This window comes from Kitasatospora sp. NPDC059599 (assembly GCF_042735125.1).
GTDB lineage: Bacteria > Actinomycetota > Actinomycetes > Streptomycetales > Streptomycetaceae > Kitasatospora.
This window is the reverse complement of sequence record NZ_JBHWCL010000057.1, coordinates 13171-28865: the sequence shown is the minus strand read 5'-3', so window position 1 is coordinate 28865 and position 15695 is coordinate 13171. Positions and strand designations below refer to the sequence as shown.

General features: G+C 74.3%; 14 protein-coding genes. 4 read left to right on the top strand and 10 right to left on the bottom strand.

Annotated elements, in window-relative coordinates; all coding sequences use genetic code 11:
* Nucleotides 1–12 precede the first annotated feature (12 nt).
* The gene (locus ACFV04_RS20960; protein WP_380531000.1) at nt 13–825 is read right to left on the bottom strand and encodes a lysophospholipid acyltransferase family protein; all 813 of its coding nucleotides are present in this window, start codon (nt 823–825) and stop codon (nt 13–15) included.
* A gap of 175 nt (nt 826–1000) precedes the next feature.
* Between ACFV04_RS20960 and ACFV04_RS20955 the strand changes: the two genes are divergently transcribed.
* Complete coding sequence (locus ACFV04_RS20955; RefSeq protein ID WP_360262154.1) at nt 1001–1795, top strand: alpha/beta fold hydrolase; 795 nt, start codon at nt 1001–1003, stop codon at nt 1793–1795.
* Nucleotides 1788–2591 carry a hypothetical protein gene (locus tag ACFV04_RS20950; RefSeq protein ID WP_380337905.1) on the top strand — a complete coding sequence of 268 codons (804 nt, stop codon included), beginning with the start codon at nt 1788–1790 and terminating at the stop codon, nt 2589–2591. The genes ACFV04_RS20955 and ACFV04_RS20950 overlap by 8 nt, the downstream gene beginning before the upstream one ends.
* A 104-nt stretch (nt 2592–2695) precedes the next feature.
* On the opposite strand, the gene ACFV04_RS20945 is transcribed toward ACFV04_RS20950, so the two are convergent.
* The 5 genes from ACFV04_RS20945 to ACFV04_RS20925 form a co-directional block, all read right to left on the bottom strand.
* Nucleotides 2696–3469 carry an endonuclease/exonuclease/phosphatase family protein gene (locus tag ACFV04_RS20945; RefSeq protein ID WP_380337903.1) on the bottom strand — a complete coding sequence of 258 codons (774 nt, stop codon included), beginning with the start codon at nt 3467–3469 and terminating at the stop codon, nt 2696–2698.
* Nucleotides 3470–3642: 173 nt separating this feature from the next.
* Entirely contained in the window at nt 3643–4590 is a 948-nt protein-coding gene (locus tag ACFV04_RS20940) for an ROK family glucokinase (RefSeq protein WP_360262151.1), read from the bottom strand.
* 192 nt (nt 4591–4782) lie between these two features.
* Entirely contained in the window at nt 4783–5235 is a 453-nt protein-coding gene (locus ACFV04_RS20935) for a DUF5304 family protein (RefSeq protein WP_380530995.1), read from the bottom strand.
* Nucleotides 5236–5407: 172 nt separating this feature from the next.
* Nucleotides 5408–6580 carry an ArsA family ATPase gene (locus ACFV04_RS20930; protein ID WP_380337897.1) on the bottom strand — a complete coding sequence of 391 codons (1173 nt, stop codon included), beginning with the start codon at nt 6578–6580 and terminating at the stop codon, nt 5408–5410.
* A gap of 24 nt (nt 6581–6604) precedes the next feature.
* Nucleotides 6605–7066: an SRPBCC family protein gene (locus ACFV04_RS20925; protein ID WP_380337894.1), complete on the bottom strand. Its 462-nt coding sequence runs from the start codon at nt 7064–7066 to the stop codon at nt 6605–6607.
* 334 nt (nt 7067–7400) lie between these two features.
* On the opposite strand from ACFV04_RS20925, the gene ACFV04_RS20920 reads away from it, so the two are divergent.
* On the top strand, nt 7401–9194 hold the full coding sequence (locus tag ACFV04_RS20920) for an AMP-dependent synthetase/ligase (RefSeq protein ID WP_380530991.1): 1794 nt from the start codon (nt 7401–7403) through the stop codon (nt 9192–9194).
* Nucleotides 9195–9254: 60 nt separating this feature from the next.
* Here ACFV04_RS20920 and ACFV04_RS20915 read toward each other — a convergent pair whose 3' ends face one another.
* Nucleotides 9255–10391 (bottom strand): glycosyltransferase family 4 protein, encoded by a 1137-nt coding sequence (locus tag ACFV04_RS20915; protein ID WP_380530987.1) that lies wholly within the window; start codon nt 10389–10391, stop codon nt 9255–9257.
* Nucleotides 10392–10624: 233 nt separating this feature from the next.
* On the opposite strand from ACFV04_RS20915, the gene ACFV04_RS20910 reads away from it, so the two are divergent.
* Nucleotides 10625–11995: a glycosyltransferase 87 family protein gene (locus ACFV04_RS20910; protein WP_380530984.1), complete on the top strand. Its 1371-nt coding sequence runs from the start codon at nt 10625–10627 to the stop codon at nt 11993–11995.
* Nucleotides 11996–12098: 103 nt separating this feature from the next.
* On the opposite strand, the gene ACFV04_RS20905 is transcribed toward ACFV04_RS20910, so the two are convergent.
* The 3 genes from ACFV04_RS20905 to ACFV04_RS20895 all read right to left on the bottom strand — a co-directional run bounded on the left by ACFV04_RS20905 (nt 12099) and on the right by ACFV04_RS20895 (nt 15695).
* Nucleotides 12099–13121, bottom strand: a complete 1023-nt coding sequence (locus ACFV04_RS20905; RefSeq protein ID WP_380337885.1) for a hypothetical protein — start codon at nt 13119–13121, stop codon at nt 12099–12101.
* 179 nt (nt 13122–13300) lie between these two features.
* Nucleotides 13301–14347, bottom strand: coding sequence for an NlpC/P60 family protein (locus ACFV04_RS20900; protein WP_380337882.1), 1047 nt, complete (start codon nt 14345–14347; stop codon nt 13301–13303).
* Nucleotides 14348–14573: 226 nt separating this feature from the next.
* Nucleotides 14574–15695, bottom strand: a complete 1122-nt coding sequence (locus tag ACFV04_RS20895; RefSeq protein ID WP_380530981.1) for an NlpC/P60 family protein — start codon at nt 15693–15695, stop codon at nt 14574–14576.

The following is a 15695-nucleotide window of genomic DNA, read 5'->3' as shown; positions in this document are numbered from 1 at the left end:
CCGGCCGGGCCGTCAGGCCGAGCCGGTCTCCTTGTCCGCCTCGGCGGCCTTCTCGGCCTCGGCGGTCTTCTCCGCCTCGGCGGCCTCGGCCTTCTCCGCCTTGGCCGCGGCGCGACGCTCGGCGTCGGCCTTCTTCTTGTCCTCGGAGATCTGCCGCTTGGCCGCGGTCGCGTAGATGTCCACGTACTCCTGGCCGGAGAGCCGCATGATCTCGTACATCACCTCGTCCGTCACCGAACGGAGGATGAAGCGGTCGTTCTCCATGCCGTGGTAGCGGGAGAAGTCGAGCGGGCGGCCGATCCGGATACCGGGGCGGGTCCCGAAGTTCGGGACCACCTGGCCGGGCGGCTGCACCTTCTCGGTGTCGATCATGGCGACCGGGATCACCGGGGCGCCGGTGGCCAGCGCGACGCGGGCCAGACCGCCGACCTTGCCGCGGTACAGCTTGCCGTCGGGCGAACGGGTGCCCTCCGGGTAGACGCCGAACAGTTCGCCGCGCTCCAGCACCGCGATGGCGCTGCGGATCGCGGCCTCGCCGGCGCCGCGCACGCCCGAACGGTCCACCGGCAGCTGACCGACGCCCTTGAAGAACGCGGCGGTCAGCCGGCCCTTGAGGCCCGGGGTGTTGAAGTACTCGGCCTTCGCGATGAAGGTCACCCGGCGCTTGATCAGCGCGGGGAAGAAGAACGAGTCCGAGAAGGACAGGTGGTTGCTGGCGATGATCGCCGCACCCTCGGTGGGGATGTTCTCCTCACCCTCGATCCACGGCCGGAAGAAGATCCGAAGCAGTGGCGCGACGATCATCTTCATCAGTCGGTAGAACAACCCGGGCCTCCTGTTATGCGGACCGGTCGATCCTAATGCCCCGCGGCCGTCGGCTGTGCCCGCCCCCGCCGATGGGGGTGTACGGCCCGGCGCGGGGCGTGGGACGATGCGAATTCCTGCAGCTGCCCCTCCAGCGTCCCTCCCCCAGCGCCACCCGCCCGCGAAGGAGTCCGCCATGCCGTTGCTGCCCGGTGCCGAACCGTACCGCCACCGCGGTGGAGCGGTGGGCGTGCTGCTCTGCCACGGCTTCACCGGGTCGCCGCAGTCGCTGCGCCCGTGGGCCGAGGAACTGGCCGCGGCCGGGTACACCGTGTCGCTGCCGCTGCTGCCGGGACACGGCACCCGCTGGCAGGACATGCAGCTCACCCGGTGGGAGGACTGGTACGCCGAGGTCGAACGCGAGCTGCTGGCCCTCGCCGACGAGTGCGAGCAGGTCTTCGTCTGCGCGCTGTCGATGGGCGGCGCGCTGGCGCTGCGGCTCGCCGCGCTGCACGGCCCGACGGTCTCCGGGCTGGTGCTGGTCAACCCGTCGGTGCGCTCGGACACCCCCGCGAGTGTGCTGCTCCCGGTGCTGCGCCACCTCGTCCCGAGCGTGCCCGGGATCGCCGACGACATCGCCAGGACCGGGGTGACCGAGCACGGTTACGACCGGACGCCGCTGCACGCCGCCTGGTCGTTGAGCCGGCTCTGGCGGGAGGTCCAGGACCGGCTGCCGGAGGTGACCCAGCCGGTCCTGCTCTTCCACAGCCCCCAGGACCACGTCGTCTCGCCGGCCAACTCGGAACTGGTGCTGGCCCGGATATCCTCGACCGACGTGACGGAGCGGCTGTGCCAACGCAGCTTCCACGTCGCGACGCTGGACCACGACGCGGCGGAAATATTCGCGGCCAGCCAGGACTTCATCCGACGGCTGGCCCCCGCGCACGCGGCGGGCGCAACCCGGGTCGAATCCGACGATCACCATGGCTGAAGGGCCGGAAGTGCACGAGAGCAGCACGGCGGGCGGCGGGGACGAGACTCCCCGCGAGGACGGCGCGACGAAGGACGGCGGGGCGAGGGACGGCGCTACGCAGGACGGCGGGGCGAAGGACGCCGCCGCCCCGGGCGGTGCGCCGACGGACCGTACCGGCGCGGAGGGCGCCGCGGCACCGGCACCCGCCCCCACGCCGGCACCGGCGCCCGCGAAGGACACCGCTGGCGACTCCGCCGGGCCGGGGGTCCCCGCCGGGCCACGCCGCGCGCCCGAGCGCAGCCAGGCCGAGCAGGACGAGATCTTCGCGGCCCTGGTCGCCCAGTTCGACGACCCGGTCGACCTCAACAACCCCAACTGGCCCGAGGTCGAGAACCTCCGGGCGCAGAACGGGTTCAAGGGCGGCTACAAGGACGGCCCCGGCGCCGGCGGGCAGGGCGACCTCGCCGACCTCGCACCGCAGCCGCGCCCCCGCTCCGGTCGGCCGGTGATGCCCGCCGCCGGTTCGGGTCCGCGCGACTTCGAGCTGGACGAGGAGACCGACGAGGGCCACTTCGTCCCGCCGGAGCCCCCGCCGCTGCCCGAGGCCGACGTGACCGCCAAGTTCGCCTGGCTCGCCGTGCTCGGCGGCCCGGCGCTGCTGCTGGTCGACGCGGTGGTCTGGCGGGAGATCTCCGGCTGGCCCGCCTGGGTCGGGGTCACGGCCTTCCTCGGCGGCTTCGTCACCCTGGTGGCCCGGATGCGGGACCGCGACGAGGACGAGCCGGAGGACCCGGACCACGGGGCGGTCGTGTAGGACCGGCCCTCCGGCGCCGGTCCGCAGGCCCCGCTCCGAGGGCGGGGGCCCGACGGCGCCGGTCCGAGGGCGGGGGTCCGCCGGAGAGGGTCCGAGGGCGGGGCCTAGCCCTCCGGGACCTCCAGGACCGCGAGCACCGGCAGGTGGTCGGTCGCGGCCCGCAGGTCGGCCTCGGTGACCCCGGGCAGCCCGTGCGGCACCCCGCAGCCGAGGACGGTGATCCCGGGGGTGGCGAAGACGGCGTCGATCCGCTGGTAGGGGCGTTCCGGTACGGACGTGAACTCGCCGCCCCAGGGGGCGGTCGGGTGGCCGTCCTGCAGCCGGGAGGCCAGCAGCTGCCAGCCGGGCCCGTCCGGGTGCTCGTTGAAGTCCCCTGCCACGACGCCGTGTTCGGCGATCGCGAGCTGGTCGAGCAGGAGCTCGAACTGCCCGTACCGCTCTTCGGGCTGCAGGCTCAGGTGGCAGCTGGTGAGGGTGAACGGCGCCGTGCCGGGCAGCCGCAGCAGCGCGGTGGCGAAGCCGCGGGCGTGCAGGCCGCGGGTCTTGGGCAGCAGCCGGTCGTGCACCCCCAGCACCTCGGCGGCGCCGGGCCGGCCGAGCAGCAGCGGACCGGCCGCGGTCCGGCCGCCGCCGGCCAGCACCTCCGTCCCGGTGTGCCGGGCCAGCCACCCGGCCTGCCCCTCGGGACGCCAGTAGCGCGGCGACTCCTGGATGCAGACCAGGTCGGGCGCGCAGGCCCGGATCACTCGGGCCAGCGCCCGCCGGTCGTCGCGCAGCGAGCGGATGTTGTAGCTGAGCAGGCGCAGCCGCCGCGGGCCGGCCGGCGGCAGTGGTCCGACGGTCGTGGGACTGCCGACTGGATCGGTCTCGGCGGTCATGGCCCTCCCCTGTGCGTCGTCGCCGGGTGCGTCGTCGTCGGCTCCGACCGTACGCGGCACCGGTCTCCGACCGTACGCGCCGCCGCCGGGACGTGCGACGGCGGCGGCGCGTCCGGGAGCGGTCGGGGCCCGGTCGCACCGCCGCCGGCGGGCTGGGAAGAGGGGTGTGCGTCCTACGCGGGGGTGCGGGCCAGGTCCGCCGCACCGACGATGCCGGCGGCGGAGCCCATCGAGGCCAGTACGACCTCGGCGCGCGGGCGGTGCACACCGCCGGTCAGGTAGTGCTCGAAGGCCTTGGCGACCGGGTCGAGCAGCAGGCGGCCGGAGTCGGAGACGCCGCCGCCGAGCACGAAGACGGCCGGGTCGAACAGCGCGGCGAGGTCGGCCATGCCTCGGCCCAGCCAGTCGGCCAGCTCCGAGTAGCACTCCAGGGCGAGCGGGTCGCCGGCCTCGGCGGCCTCGGTGATGTGGATGCCGCGGATGGTCTCGGCGACGCCGTCGTTGAGCTCCAGCATCCGCCGGCCGCGCACCGGGTCGGCCGCCGCCTTCTCCCGGCCGTAGCGGCGCAGCGCCCGCCCGGAGCCGTACTGCTCCCAGCAGCCCTTGCCGCCGCAGCCGCACTGCAGGCCGTCCGGGACCATGTTGAGGTGGCCGATCTCGCCGGCCACGCCGAACCGGCCGCGGTGCAGCCGGCCGTCCATGACGATGCCGCCGCCGATGCCGGTGCCGACCGTGATCAGCACCATGTCCTGGTGTTCGGCGGCCGCGCCGAAGCGGAACTCGGCCCAGGCGGCGGAGTTGGCGTCGTTCTCGATCACCGCGGACAGGCCGGTGAGCTCTTCGATCCGGCCGCGCAGCGGCTCGTTCTCCCAGTCGATGTTGGGCGCGAAGATCACCGTGGAGCGGTTGCTGTCGACGAAGCCGGGAGCGCCGACCCCGACCGCGGTGACGCCGGGGTGCTCCTCCTTGAGCTCGCGCACGGCCTGCGCGATGGCATCGACCGCCCACTGAGGGTCGGCCGGGGTGGGCACCCTGGTCCGGGCCAGGATCTCGCCCGTCTCGTCGACCACACCTGCCGCGATCTTGGTCCCGCCGACATCGACGCCGATGGTCAGAGCCATGTGTCCCTCAGCTATTCACTCGTTCCCGCTGGACGGAACGGTACCGCCCAACCCGGCCCCCGTACACAGCCTCGCATACATTATTCGAAGACAATTTTGGGGCAACCGCGCGGTGACGCTTCAAAAGTCGTATCTAATCTCCTTCTTCGTGACGTACGGGAGCAACGCGGTCACCCTCCGAAAGTTACGGTTTCACTGCTTGGCGGACGGCTCGTCAGGCCCGTCGAGGTCGATCTTCTCGGTGGCCGCGCCCTGCCCGGCGGTCCAGCGGCTCTCGTGCCCGGCCACGGCGGCGCGGTAGGCGGCCAGCAGCTCGGCGCCCGCGGCGGCGATCCCGGAGCCGGCGGCGGCGAGGTGGGTGTAGATCTCCGGCTGCTGGGTGCGCAGGCGGTCGGCCAGGCCGGAGAGGGTGATCAGGGTGGTGGCGCTGGTCTCCTGCGCCTTCTCGCCGAGGGCCGTGGCGAACCGGCGCACCTCGTCCACCAGCGGGCCCAGCTCCGGCCCGAACGGGTGAGCCTGCCCGTCGGCCCGAGTCCCCTCCTCGCCGTCGGCCTGCCCGGCCCGCCCGTCGGCGGCCCCGGTGCGGCCCCCGACGGGCTCGGTGCGGTCGTCGACGGGCTCGGTGCGGTCGTCGGTGCTGGTCATCGCGGGCGCCTCCTCGGCCGTGGCCGCACCCCGCGGCCCTCCGGCCCGACGCTACCCGACCGGCCGTACCCCCCGGAAAGGCCGAACGGCGCCTGCCCGGGGCCCGGTGCGGGCCCGTCCGAGGCCCTGCCGCAGGCCCGCACGGGGCCTCGGATCCGTGCCGGGCGGCCGGTCAGCCCTGCGGCCAGAGCGCAGGATCAGGAGCGAACCGCACGGTGAGCACCCCGTCCAGCAGCCCGGCCCCGGCCACCGTGCAGCGGCGCAGCGCGGACGGCAGGGTGAGCACCCGGCGGTGGGCGCCGAGGCCGACCACCAGGTCGTCGCCCCGGCGGACCAGGTCCAGCTCCGCCCGGTCGGCGCCGGGCAGGTCGAGGTGCCAGACCAGCAGGCCGTCCTCGGCGAGCCGGTCCTCGACCGTCCAGGGCACCGGGGCGAGCCGTTCGGGGCCGGGGCCGTCCCCGTAGAGGCGGTCGGCGACGGCCTCCAGGCTGGCGTCGGCGAGGCCGGTGACCAGGACCGGGGCGTCGGTCCCGGCGGCGAGGGCGGCCAGTTCCTCCTGCCGTCGGCGGGCCAGCGCGGCCAGCCAGGGGTCGGGCGAGGCGGCGGCGGCCTCGGGCAGCGCGCCGTGCACGACCACGGCGTCCGGCCGGTGTCCGTGGAGCGCGAGCCCGGCCCGGATCCGGCGCAGTTCCCCGTACGGGTGGCCGTCGGCGGGGACGACCAGGCGGACGCTGGTGCCGGGGTCGGCGATCGCGGCGCCGGACTCGGCGAGCGCCGCGGCGGCCTTGCCGCGCCCCTCGTACAGCCAGTCGGCGGGCATCGGGACGCCGGCCAGCCCGGCCAGCAGCGGGCGCAGCGCCCGGGCGGCCTGCCGCTGCTCGGGGACGAGCCGATCCAGGTAGCGGGCCAGTTGCTCGGGCAGGGCGAGGGTGGCGATCAGCTCGGCGGGCGGCGGGGCGAGCACGACCAGGACGTCCTGGTCGGCGGCGGGCAGGGCGCGCAGCAGGGCGAGCCGGGCGATGCCGGGGAGCGCGGTGAGCTCCTCGGGGTCGAGCTGTTCGGCGCCGAGCAGGTCGAGGGCGGGCTTGAGCCGGCCGGTGAGCTCGCCGACGGCGTAGCGGAAGGCGGCCTGCTCGTCGATTCGGGAGACGGTCAGGCCGGGGGCGTAGCCGAGCGGTTCGGGCTCCAGCCGGGTGCCGAGGGCGGAGTCGAGCGCCCGGTGCGGGTCGTCGGCCGCCAGCAGCCAGGTGCGGTGTCCGCGCCGTGCGGCGTGCAGGGCGGTGGCGGCGGCCACCGCGGGCGCGCCCGCGTCGCCGCTGACCAGGATGGTGCGTGTCGCCGTCATGCCGTCGACCCCCGTTCCGCCGTGTCAGCCCTCGGAGCGCGGCTTGCCGTCGGCGTCCTCGACGCGCTTCTTCAGTCCGGCCAGGGCGCGGTCGATGATGACCTTCTCGGCCTTGCGCTTGATCATGCCGAGCATCGGGATCTTGACGTCCACGGCGAGCTGGTAGGTCACCTCGGTGCGGCCGCCGGCCAGCGGCGCGAGGGTGTACGAGCCGTCCAGCGAGCGGAGCATCTGGCTGCGGACGAGGGTCCAGCCGACCTCGCGGTCGCCGTCCCAGGTGTAGGCGAGGACGTGCTCGTCGCGGATGGCGCCGGCGTCGAGCAGCAGCCGGACCTTGGCGGCGCGTCCCTCCTCGCCGGTCTCCAGGACCTCGATCTCCTTGACCTCACCGGTCCAGGCCGGGTAGGCGGCGAAGTCGGCGATCACGGCCATGACCGTGGCCGGGGTCGCGTCGATGGTGATGCTCGACCTGGTGTGCTCCGCCATGGAATGGCCCTCCGCGTCGTCCCTCTGCCTGCCGGCCCGGCCGGGGCGCCCTCGGCCCGGTCCGCCCGGAGCAGGCTATCGCGACCGGCGATCCGGTCGGCGGCACGGGCGTGCTCCGCGGGCGGCCGCGGCCCGGCGGGCGCCGGGCGGCGGGGCATGCTACCGGCCGGTCACCGCGGGGCTGCCGTAGGGTGCCATTCGAACGACCTGGTCACGGCCTGGTCGGACCCGGCCGGGTGTGACACTTCGAACACCGGGGCCGCCCCCCTGGCCGAAGCTGCCTACCGGGCAGTAACGTCCTGCCGTCCCGCAGCGTCGCGAACGAGGAGCAGTCTTGCTCGACTTCAGCCTTCCGGCCCTCTACCAGGTACCGAGCGGCGGTAACCTCTCCGACCTCGTGCACCAGAACGCCGAGCGGCACCCGGACGTCGTGGTCCTCAGCCGCAAGGTGGACGGCCAGTGGCAGGAGTTGACCGCCGCCCAGTTCCTGGTCGAGGTGCACGCCGCAGCGAAGGGCCTGATCGCCACCGGCATCCGCCCGGGGGACCGCGTGGGCATCATGTCCCGGACCCGGTACGAGTGGACGCTGCTGGACTTCGCGATCTGGTCGGCCGGTGCCATCACCGTGCCGGTGTACGAGACCTCCTCCCCCGAGCAGGTGGAGTGGATCCTCGGCGACTCCGGCGCGGTCGCCGTGCTCACCGAGACCGACCAGCACCGCGAGGTGGTCGAGGCGGTCCGCGGCCGTCTCCCGGAGCTGAAGCACACCTGGCAGATCGAGCAGGGCGCGGTCGCCGCGCTGGCCGAGGCCGGCCACGGGGTCTCCGACGAGACCGTCGCCGAGCACCGCGGGAGCGCCGACTCCGACTCGATCGCGACCATCGTCTACACCTCGGGCACCACCGGCCGCCCGAAGGGCTGTCAGCTGACGCACGGCAACTTCCTCGCCGAGTGCGGCAACATCGTCGAGCGGCTGGCCCCGCTGTTCCGCACCGGCGAGAGCTCCGTCCTGCTCTTCCTGCCGCTGGCGCACGTGCTCGGCCGGATCGCCGAGATCGCCCCTGCGATGGCCCCGATCAAGCTCGGCCACGTCTCCGACATCAAGGACGTCACGGCCGAGCTGGCAGCCTTCCGGCCGACCCTGATCCTGGGCGTGCCGAGAGTCTTCGAGAAGGTCTACAACACCGCCCGCGCCAAGGCCCAGGCCGACGGCAAGGGCAAGATCTTCGACAAGGCCGCCGAGACCGCGATCGCCTACAGCCGGGCGCTGGACGCCGGCGGCGCCGGCCTGGTCCTGCGGATCAAGCACGCGGTCTTCGACAAGTTGGTCTACAGCAAGCTGCGCGCCGCGCTCGGCGGCCGCGCCACCCACGCCATCTCCGGCGGCGCCCCGCTCGGCGAGCGCCTGGGCCACTTCTACCGGGGCATCGGCTTCACCGTCCTGGAGGGCTACGGCCTGACGGAGACCTGCGCGGCCACCACCTTCAACCCGTGGGACAAGCCGAAGATCGGCACGGTCGGCCAGCCGGTGCCCGGCGCCTCGGTCCGGGTCGCCGAGGACGGCGAGGTCTTCTTCAAGGGCCCGCACGTCTTCACCGGCTACTGGAACAACCCGCAGGCCACCGCGGACACGCTCAGGGACGGCTGGATGGCCAGCGGCGACATCGGCTCGCTGGACTCCGAGGGCTACCTGACCATCACCGGCCGCAAGAAGGAGATCATCGTCACGGCCGGCGGCAAGAACGTCGCCCCGGCCGTGATCGAGGACCGGATCCGGGCCCACGCCCTGGTCGGCGAGGTCATGGTGGTCGGCGACCGCAAGCCGTTCATCGCCTGCCTGATCACCGTCGACCCGGACTTCTTCCCCAAGTGGAAGGAGCTCAACGGCAAGCCCGCCGGCGCCACCGTCGGCGACCTCGCCGAGGACCCGGACCTGCTCGCCGCCCTGCAGGGCGCGGTGGACGACGGCAACGCGGCCGTCTCGCACGCCGAGGCGGTCAAGAAGTTCCGCCTGCTGGACACCGAGTTCTCCGAGGAGAGCGGCCACCTGACGCCCTCGCTGAAGCTCAAGCGCAACCTCGTGCTGAAGGACTTCGCGGCCGAGGTCGAGGCCCTCTACAAGAAGTGACCACCGCAGCCGCAGGGCCCCGCCTCCTCCCGGAGGCGGGGCCCTGCGCCGTTCGGGGCCTCAGGCCGCCAGCAGCGAGGTCAGCCGCCCGGCCAGCAGGTCCCAGCGCCAGGAGCGCTCCACCCACCGCCGCCCGGCCTCGCCCATCCGCCGCCGCAGCTCCTCGTCGCGCAGCAGCCGCACGATCCGCTCGGCCGACGCCGCGGCCGAACCACCGGGCACCACGTACCCGGTCTCGCCCTCCAGCACCGCGTCCGGTGCGCCGCCGGAGTCCCCCGCGACCACCGGCAGGCCGGTCGCCGAGGCCTCCAGGTAGACGATGCCCAGGCCCTCGACGTCCAGGCCCCCGCGCCGGGTCCGGCAGGGCATCGCGAAGACGTCCCCGGCCCCGTAGTGGGCGGGCAGCTCCTCCCAGGGCACCGAACCGGTGAACCGCACCGAGTCCCGTACGCCCTTGGCGTCCGCGAGCTTCTCCAGGTCCGCCCGGTACGGGCCGCCGCCGACGATCAGCAGCACCGCGTCCGGCACGTCGGCCAGGATCTGCGGCATCGCCTCGATCAGGGTGTCCTGGCCCTTGCGCGGCACCAGCCGGGAGACGCAGACCACGACCGGCCGGTCCGCGAGCCCGAGCCGGCGGCGGACCTCGGCGCCCCCGGAGCCCGGGTGGAAGGTCGACTCGTCCACGCCCGGCGGCAGCTGCACCATCCGGGCCGCGGCCCGCGGCCCGACGGCGGCGGCGATCCGGGAGCGGGTGTACTCGCCCAGGTAGGTCAGCACGTCGGTGCCCGCGCCGATCCGGCGCAGCAGCTGCCGGGAGCCCGGCAGCTGGGCCCAGGCGGCCTCGTGGCCGTGCGTCATGCCGAGCAGCCGCCCGGCGCCGGCCCGGCGCAGCGCGGGCGCCATCAGGCCGAGCGGGGCGGCGGCGCCGAACCAGACCGAGTCACACCGCTCGGCGCGCAGGATCTCGGCGGCCCGCCGGGTGACCCGGGGTGTGGGAACCATCACCTTCGTCCGGTCCCGGATCACCGGGAACGGCTGCTCGGCGTCGAAGCGCCTCACCTCGCTGCCGTCCCGCCAGGTCGAGGCGTACACCACGATGCTCCCTGCGGGCTGACGGACGGCCATGTTGTGGACGAAGGCCTGGATGCCCCCCGGGCGGGGCGGGAAGTCATTGGTGACGATCAAGGTTCTGTGCATCAGGCCACGGCTCGCTCGGTCGGGGGGTGCGCGGTGTACCGCTGGGTGATCCGTACGATAGGTCAACACCATGACCCGCCGGGAACGGAACCGCGCACGGCAACCGTTTGACCCCCGGGTCAGTCCTAGTACGTGGGTCCGGAGGTCGGCCCCGGGGCCGCGGACACGACGGCCCCGGCGTCCGTCAGTACGACGCCTCCGGTGAGGACGTCCGAGACGAACGAGGGAGCGCAGTGGAATTGGCCCCGGCCACCGAGTCCGGTTCGTCGCGCGGCCGGCTCGGCCGCCCGCTCGGGGCGCTGGCCGCGCTCGGCGCGACCTGGGTGGCCACCCGCACCGTGCTGGTGCTGCTGATCACCGGCGTGCTGAAGTCACCCGGCGGCGACGTCACCGCCGACGTGTGGATGATCTACCACGCCTGGTACGGCGTGCTGCAGACCGGCACCTTCCCCTTCGACGACGTGACCTGGCAGTACCCGCCGGGCGCCGCCCTGGTGATCCTGCTGCCGGGCCTGCTGCCCTGGTCGTACCTGGTCTCGTTCTGGGTGATCTGCGGGGTCGCCGACGCCGCCGCGGCCGCCCTGCTGGTCCGCACCGGCCTGCGCCGGGGCCGGGCGCTGACCGGCGCCTGGATGTGGGTGGCGGGGGTCCCGCTGCTCGGCCCGATGATCTACAACCGCTTCGACGTCATCGTCACCGCGGTCACCCTGGCCGGCCTGCTGGCACTGATCCGCCGCCCGGCGGTCGGCGGGCTGTTGCTGGGCCTGGGCGGCATCGTCAAGGTCTGGCCGCTGCTCGGCCTGATCGGCACCCCCTCCGGCCGCCGCACCCGCCGTTCCTGGACGCTGGCGGGGGCCACCGCCGTCTCGATCGGCTTCCTGCTGGCGGCCGGCATGAACGGCGCCTTCGACTTCCTGGCCTTCCAGAAGGACCGCGGCATCGAGGTGGAGTCGGTCGGCGCCCTGCCGCTGCACCTGGCCCGGATCGCCGGGGGCTGGGACGGCCGGGTCACCATGAACTACGGCTCCCCCGAGATGCTCGGGCCGTGGGTCGGCGTGATCAGCAAGGTGATGATGGCCGGCACGGTGCTGGGCTTCCTCTGGCTGCTGCTGTGGCGCTTCACCTCCAAGCGCCGCAACGCGGCCACCATGTACGACGCGGCGCTGTGCGCGCTGCTGATCTTCGTGGTGACCAGCCGGGTGATCAGCCCGCAGTACCTGGTCTGGCTGGTCGGCGTCGCGGCGGTCTGCCTGACCGTGCGCGGCACCAGCCAGCGGCCGGTGGCGCTGCTGATCCTGATCGCCTGCCCGCTGACGCTGGTCGAGTTCCCGACGATGTTCACCCAGGTCCTGGCCAGCGACCCGCTCGCGATCACCGTGCTGGCCCTGCGCAACCTGCTGCTGGTGGCCGCCGCCGTGCTCTCCTGCGTCCGGCTGTGGCGCTCCACCCGCGGCGAGGCACCGCTGCCGCCGACGGTGGTGCTGGACCGGGACCCGGCCGCGCTGCCGGCCACGGGCTACCCGGTGCGCCCGGGCATCGCGTACGAGCAGGACCTGCTGGACGGCATCGACCACCCGGGCGCGCCGGCCGAACAGCGGCGCTGAACCGGCCACACCGGACCACGCCGGACCGGGCCCGAGCAGGAGGGCCGGACTCCGGCCGTCGGTTCCGGCCGTCGGTTCCGGTCGTCGGTTCTGGCCGTCGGCCTCAGTCCTTCAGCGCCGCCACCTCGGCCTGCCAGAGCCTGGTGAACTCACCGAGGCCGACGCCCAGTTCGGCGCGCAGCAGCCGGTCCGTCCGGCGCTCGCGATCCTCGTCCGTCCCGTCGGCCGCGCCGACCGCCCGGTAGAAGGCGACCAGCCGCTGCGGCCCGTAGCGGCGGGCGATCAGCTCGCAGGCCAGCCAGGACTGCTCGTAGGCCTGGGCGATGCCGGCGGCCCCGGCGGCGAAGTCCCGGTCCTCGGGCAGGTCGGCGGGCAGCCGCCCGGCGGCGACGTCCCGGGCCAGCTCGGGGGCGATCTGCTGCGGGCTGCGGCCGGAGTCGCGGTAGGCGGTCCAGTCGGCGACGCCCTCGGAGAGCCACAGCGGCGTCCAGGCCCGGGTGTCGGACCTGGTCGCGACGTGGGTGGCCTCGTGCGTGATGACCACCTGCCGGCCGAAGTCGCTGAGGCGCCCGTACGCCTCGGGGTTGACCAGCACCCGGTCCGCCGGGGTGTGCCGGGGCGCGCCGGGGGCGGCCACGGTGACCGCCGCCATGCCCGCCCAGCCCGCCGGGTCGACCTCCAACAGTCGCGCGAACTGCTCCTCGGTGGCGGGCAGTTCGAGCAGCAGCCGACCGGCCCACGCCCCGCCCCAGACCTCCTCGACGGCCGGTACCGCCCGGTCCCCCACCGCGACCAGTCCGGCCGGGTCGGGTCCGTCGGCCGACCCGAGCACCAGACAGTGCGCGCCCGGCGCCGACCGTCCGGGGCCGAAGTCCCAGAGCGCCGGCGGCCCGCTCGCACTCTCCTCGCGCTCGACCCGCCAGCCGTCCTGGGCCCCGGTCAGCGCGATCCGGCGCGGGTACACCACGGGGTCGTCGTCGTACCCGGCGATCCGCACCACCAGGTCGGCCGCGGCGGTCAGCCGGTCCGGCCCGCCGCCCGCGGCGAGCACCAGGTTGCGGTACGCCGCCCCGACCACCGGAAGCCCCGAACGGGCCGGCAGCGAGCGTGCCCGCTCCGCCAGCACCGCGGCCACCTCGGCGCGCCGATCGGCCGCCTGCCGGGCCGGTGCCGCCGCCGGGGCGACCGGCGGCAGCGACAGCTGGGCCAGCCCGCCGGCCGCGAGCAGCAGCGCACCCCGCCGCGACAGCGCGCGACGGGGCCGGTCTATCGGATGCGGCCCGTGGGGGCCGCACGTCGAGGCGCTCAGAGCCGGACCACCCCCGAGACCGGCATGGCGTTGACGCTCTCGTAGCGGACCTTGGCGCCCGGGTAGGGGGCGTGCACGATCACGCCGCCGCCGGCGTACATGCCGACGTGGTGCATGTCCCGGTAGAAGATCACCAGGTCTCCCGGTCGCGCTTCGGAGAGGTTGATCCGCCGGCCGGCGTACGCCTGGGCCTGCGAAGTGCGCGGCAGGGTCACTCCTGCCTGCCGCCAGCTGTAGTACATCAGACCGGAGCAGTCGAACGCGCGGGGCCCGGTGGCTCCGTAGACGTACGGAGCCCCGACCATCCGCACCGCGGCGGCCAGCGCGGCCGCCCCGCGCTCGGAGGCGGCCGGGGCGGAGCCGAGGTCCAGCCGGTCGGTGCCGCGGGTGGCGCGCTGTTCGGCGTCCCGGGCGTCCTGGGCGGTCATCCTGGCCCGTTCGCCGGCGCCCAGGCCGTTGAGCAGCTTCTGCGCTGCGGCGAGCCGCTGCTGGATCTGCTGCTTGCCGTCGGCGAGCGAGCGGCGGGCCTCGTCCAGTTCGGCGAGCTTGCCGGTCGCCTCGACGCGCCGCTGGTCGAGCCGGCGCTCGCGGGCGACCAGCTCGTGCAGCGTCTCCTGCTGCCGCTGCGCCTCCTGGCCCATGGTCCGGGCCCGGGCCAGGTACCCCTCCGGGTCGGAGGACAGCATCAGCTGGGCGGCCTGGGCCATCCCTCCGCCGCGGTACTGCGCCCCGGCCACGGTCGCCAGACTGCCGCGCAGCTCGTTGAGCTGGTCCTGGGCGACGGCGATCTCGCCCTGGAGGATCGTGGTCTCGCCCTGGAGGCGCCGTTGGGCCTCCAGGGCCGCGTTGTACTTCTCGGACGCCTGCTCGGCCTCCTCGTAGAGCTGCTCGACCTGCGCCTTGACCTCCTTGCGGTCGGTCGGGTCCGGGCTGCCGGGGGCGGCCTGGGCGCTGCCTCCGGTCGCGACGCCGAGCGCGGTGGTGGCGGCCGCCGTCAGCACCAGCGCGCGGGCGAGCAGTTGGGAACGGCGGTGCACGGGCATGGCGGCAACGGCTCCAATCCGGCGGCGCGGCCCCGCCGCCGCCCCACTGCGGGCGGCCGTCGAGCGGGAGTCCGGTGGCAGACGTTAGCGAGTCCGGGCAAGCGAGTCCAAACCCCTCCGGACCCGAATATTTGACTCCTAATCGGACATCAGCCCGAGCAGCCGGAAAAGCCGCAGGCCCGGCCTTCCGTGGTGGAAGACCGGGCCCGGAGGCGCCGAGCGGGGATCAGACCCGCACGATGCTGCTCAGCGGCATGTTGGTGACGGCCTCGTAGCGGACCGACGCACCCGGCTTGGGAGCGTGCAGCACCTGGCCGTTGCCGGCGTAGATGCCGACGTGGTGGGCGTCCCCGAAGAAGATCAGGAGGTCGCCGGGCTGGGCCTGGGACAGGTCGGTGCCGATCCGGGTGCCGGCGTGCGCCTGCTCCTGCGAGGTGCGCGGCAGCGAGACGCCGACCTGGTTGAACGCCCAGACCATCAGGCCGGAGCAGTCGAAGGAGCTCGGGCCGGTGGCGCCCCACACGTACGGGCTGCCGACCTTGGAGGCCGCGGCGGAGAGCGCGGCGGCACCGCGCGAGCTGCCGGGGGCCGGGAGCGCGCCGGCCGGCGTGGACGAGGGCGCCGACAGGTTGGTGCGGCTGTTGTCGCGCGAGGCGCGGTCGGCGGCCTGCTGCTGGGCCTTCGCGGCGTCGGCCTGGGCCTTGGCGTCGGCGGCGGCCTTCTCCTCGGCCGCGCGCAGCGCCTGGCGCTCCTGCTCGGTCAGGGTGTTGAGCAGGTCCTGGGCGGCCTTCAGCTTGTTCTGGACCTCGTCCTTGGAGGCCTTCAGCTGCTGGGTGGTCGACTCCAGCTCGGCGAGCTTGCCCTGGGCCTCGGCGCGGCCCTGGTCGAGCTTGCGCTGCTGCTCCTGGAGCTGCTTCAGCTGGTTCTTCTGGGTGTCGCCGGCCTGGTTCAGCGTGCCGGCCTGGGTGAGGAAGTTGTCCGGGCTGGACGAGAACATCAGCTGGACGGTCGGGGATATGCCGCCGTTGCGGTACTGCTCCCCGGCGATCTGGGCGAGGCCGCCCTGCAGGTCGGTCACCTGCTCCTGCTGGCGGGCCACCTGGTCCTGAAGACCGGAGACCTGCTTCTCCAGCGTCTGCTGCTTCTCCTGGGCGGCGTTGTACTGCTCGGTCGCCACCTCGGCCTGCACGTTGAGCTGGTCGACCTGCTCCTTGACCTGGTCCTTGGTCGGCTGCGGGTCGGCGTGCGCGCCGGACTGCGCGGAGAGGGCGACGGCTGCGGCGGCGACACCGGTCAGGATCGAGACACGGGCGCGGCCTGCTGGCTTGGGACGACGATGGGACGCCAC

What these genes read in the sequence shown, in the direction of transcription:
- ACFV04_RS20955 (WP_360262154.1), top strand. Translation starts at nt 1,001, where the DNA reads ATGCCGTTGCTGCCCGGTGCCGAACCGTACCGCCACCGCGGTGGAGCG.
- ACFV04_RS20950 (WP_380337905.1), top strand. Translation starts at nt 1,788, where the DNA reads ATGGCTGAAGGGCCGGAAGTGCACGAGAGCAGCACGGCGGGCGGCGGG.
- ACFV04_RS20945 (WP_380337903.1), bottom strand. Translation starts at nt 3,469, where the DNA reads ATGACCGCCGAGACCGATCCAGTCGGCAGTCCCACGACCGTCGGACCA.
- ACFV04_RS20940 (WP_360262151.1), bottom strand. Translation starts at nt 4,590, where the DNA reads ATGGCTCTGACCATCGGCGTCGATGTCGGCGGGACCAAGATCGCGGCA.
- ACFV04_RS20935 (WP_380530995.1), bottom strand. Translation starts at nt 5,235, where the DNA reads ATGACCAGCACCGACGACCGCACCGAGCCCGTCGACGACCGCACCGAG.
- ACFV04_RS20930 (WP_380337897.1), bottom strand. Translation starts at nt 6,580, where the DNA reads ATGACGGCGACACGCACCATCCTGGTCAGCGGCGACGCGGGCGCGCCC.
- ACFV04_RS20925 (WP_380337894.1), bottom strand. Translation starts at nt 7,066, where the DNA reads ATGGCGGAGCACACCAGGTCGAGCATCACCATCGACGCGACCCCGGCC.
- ACFV04_RS20915 (WP_380530987.1), bottom strand. Translation starts at nt 10,391, where the DNA reads ATGCACAGAACCTTGATCGTCACCAATGACTTCCCGCCCCGCCCGGGG.
- ACFV04_RS20900 (WP_380337882.1), bottom strand. Translation starts at nt 14,347, where the DNA reads ATGCCCGTGCACCGCCGTTCCCAACTGCTCGCCCGCGCGCTGGTGCTG.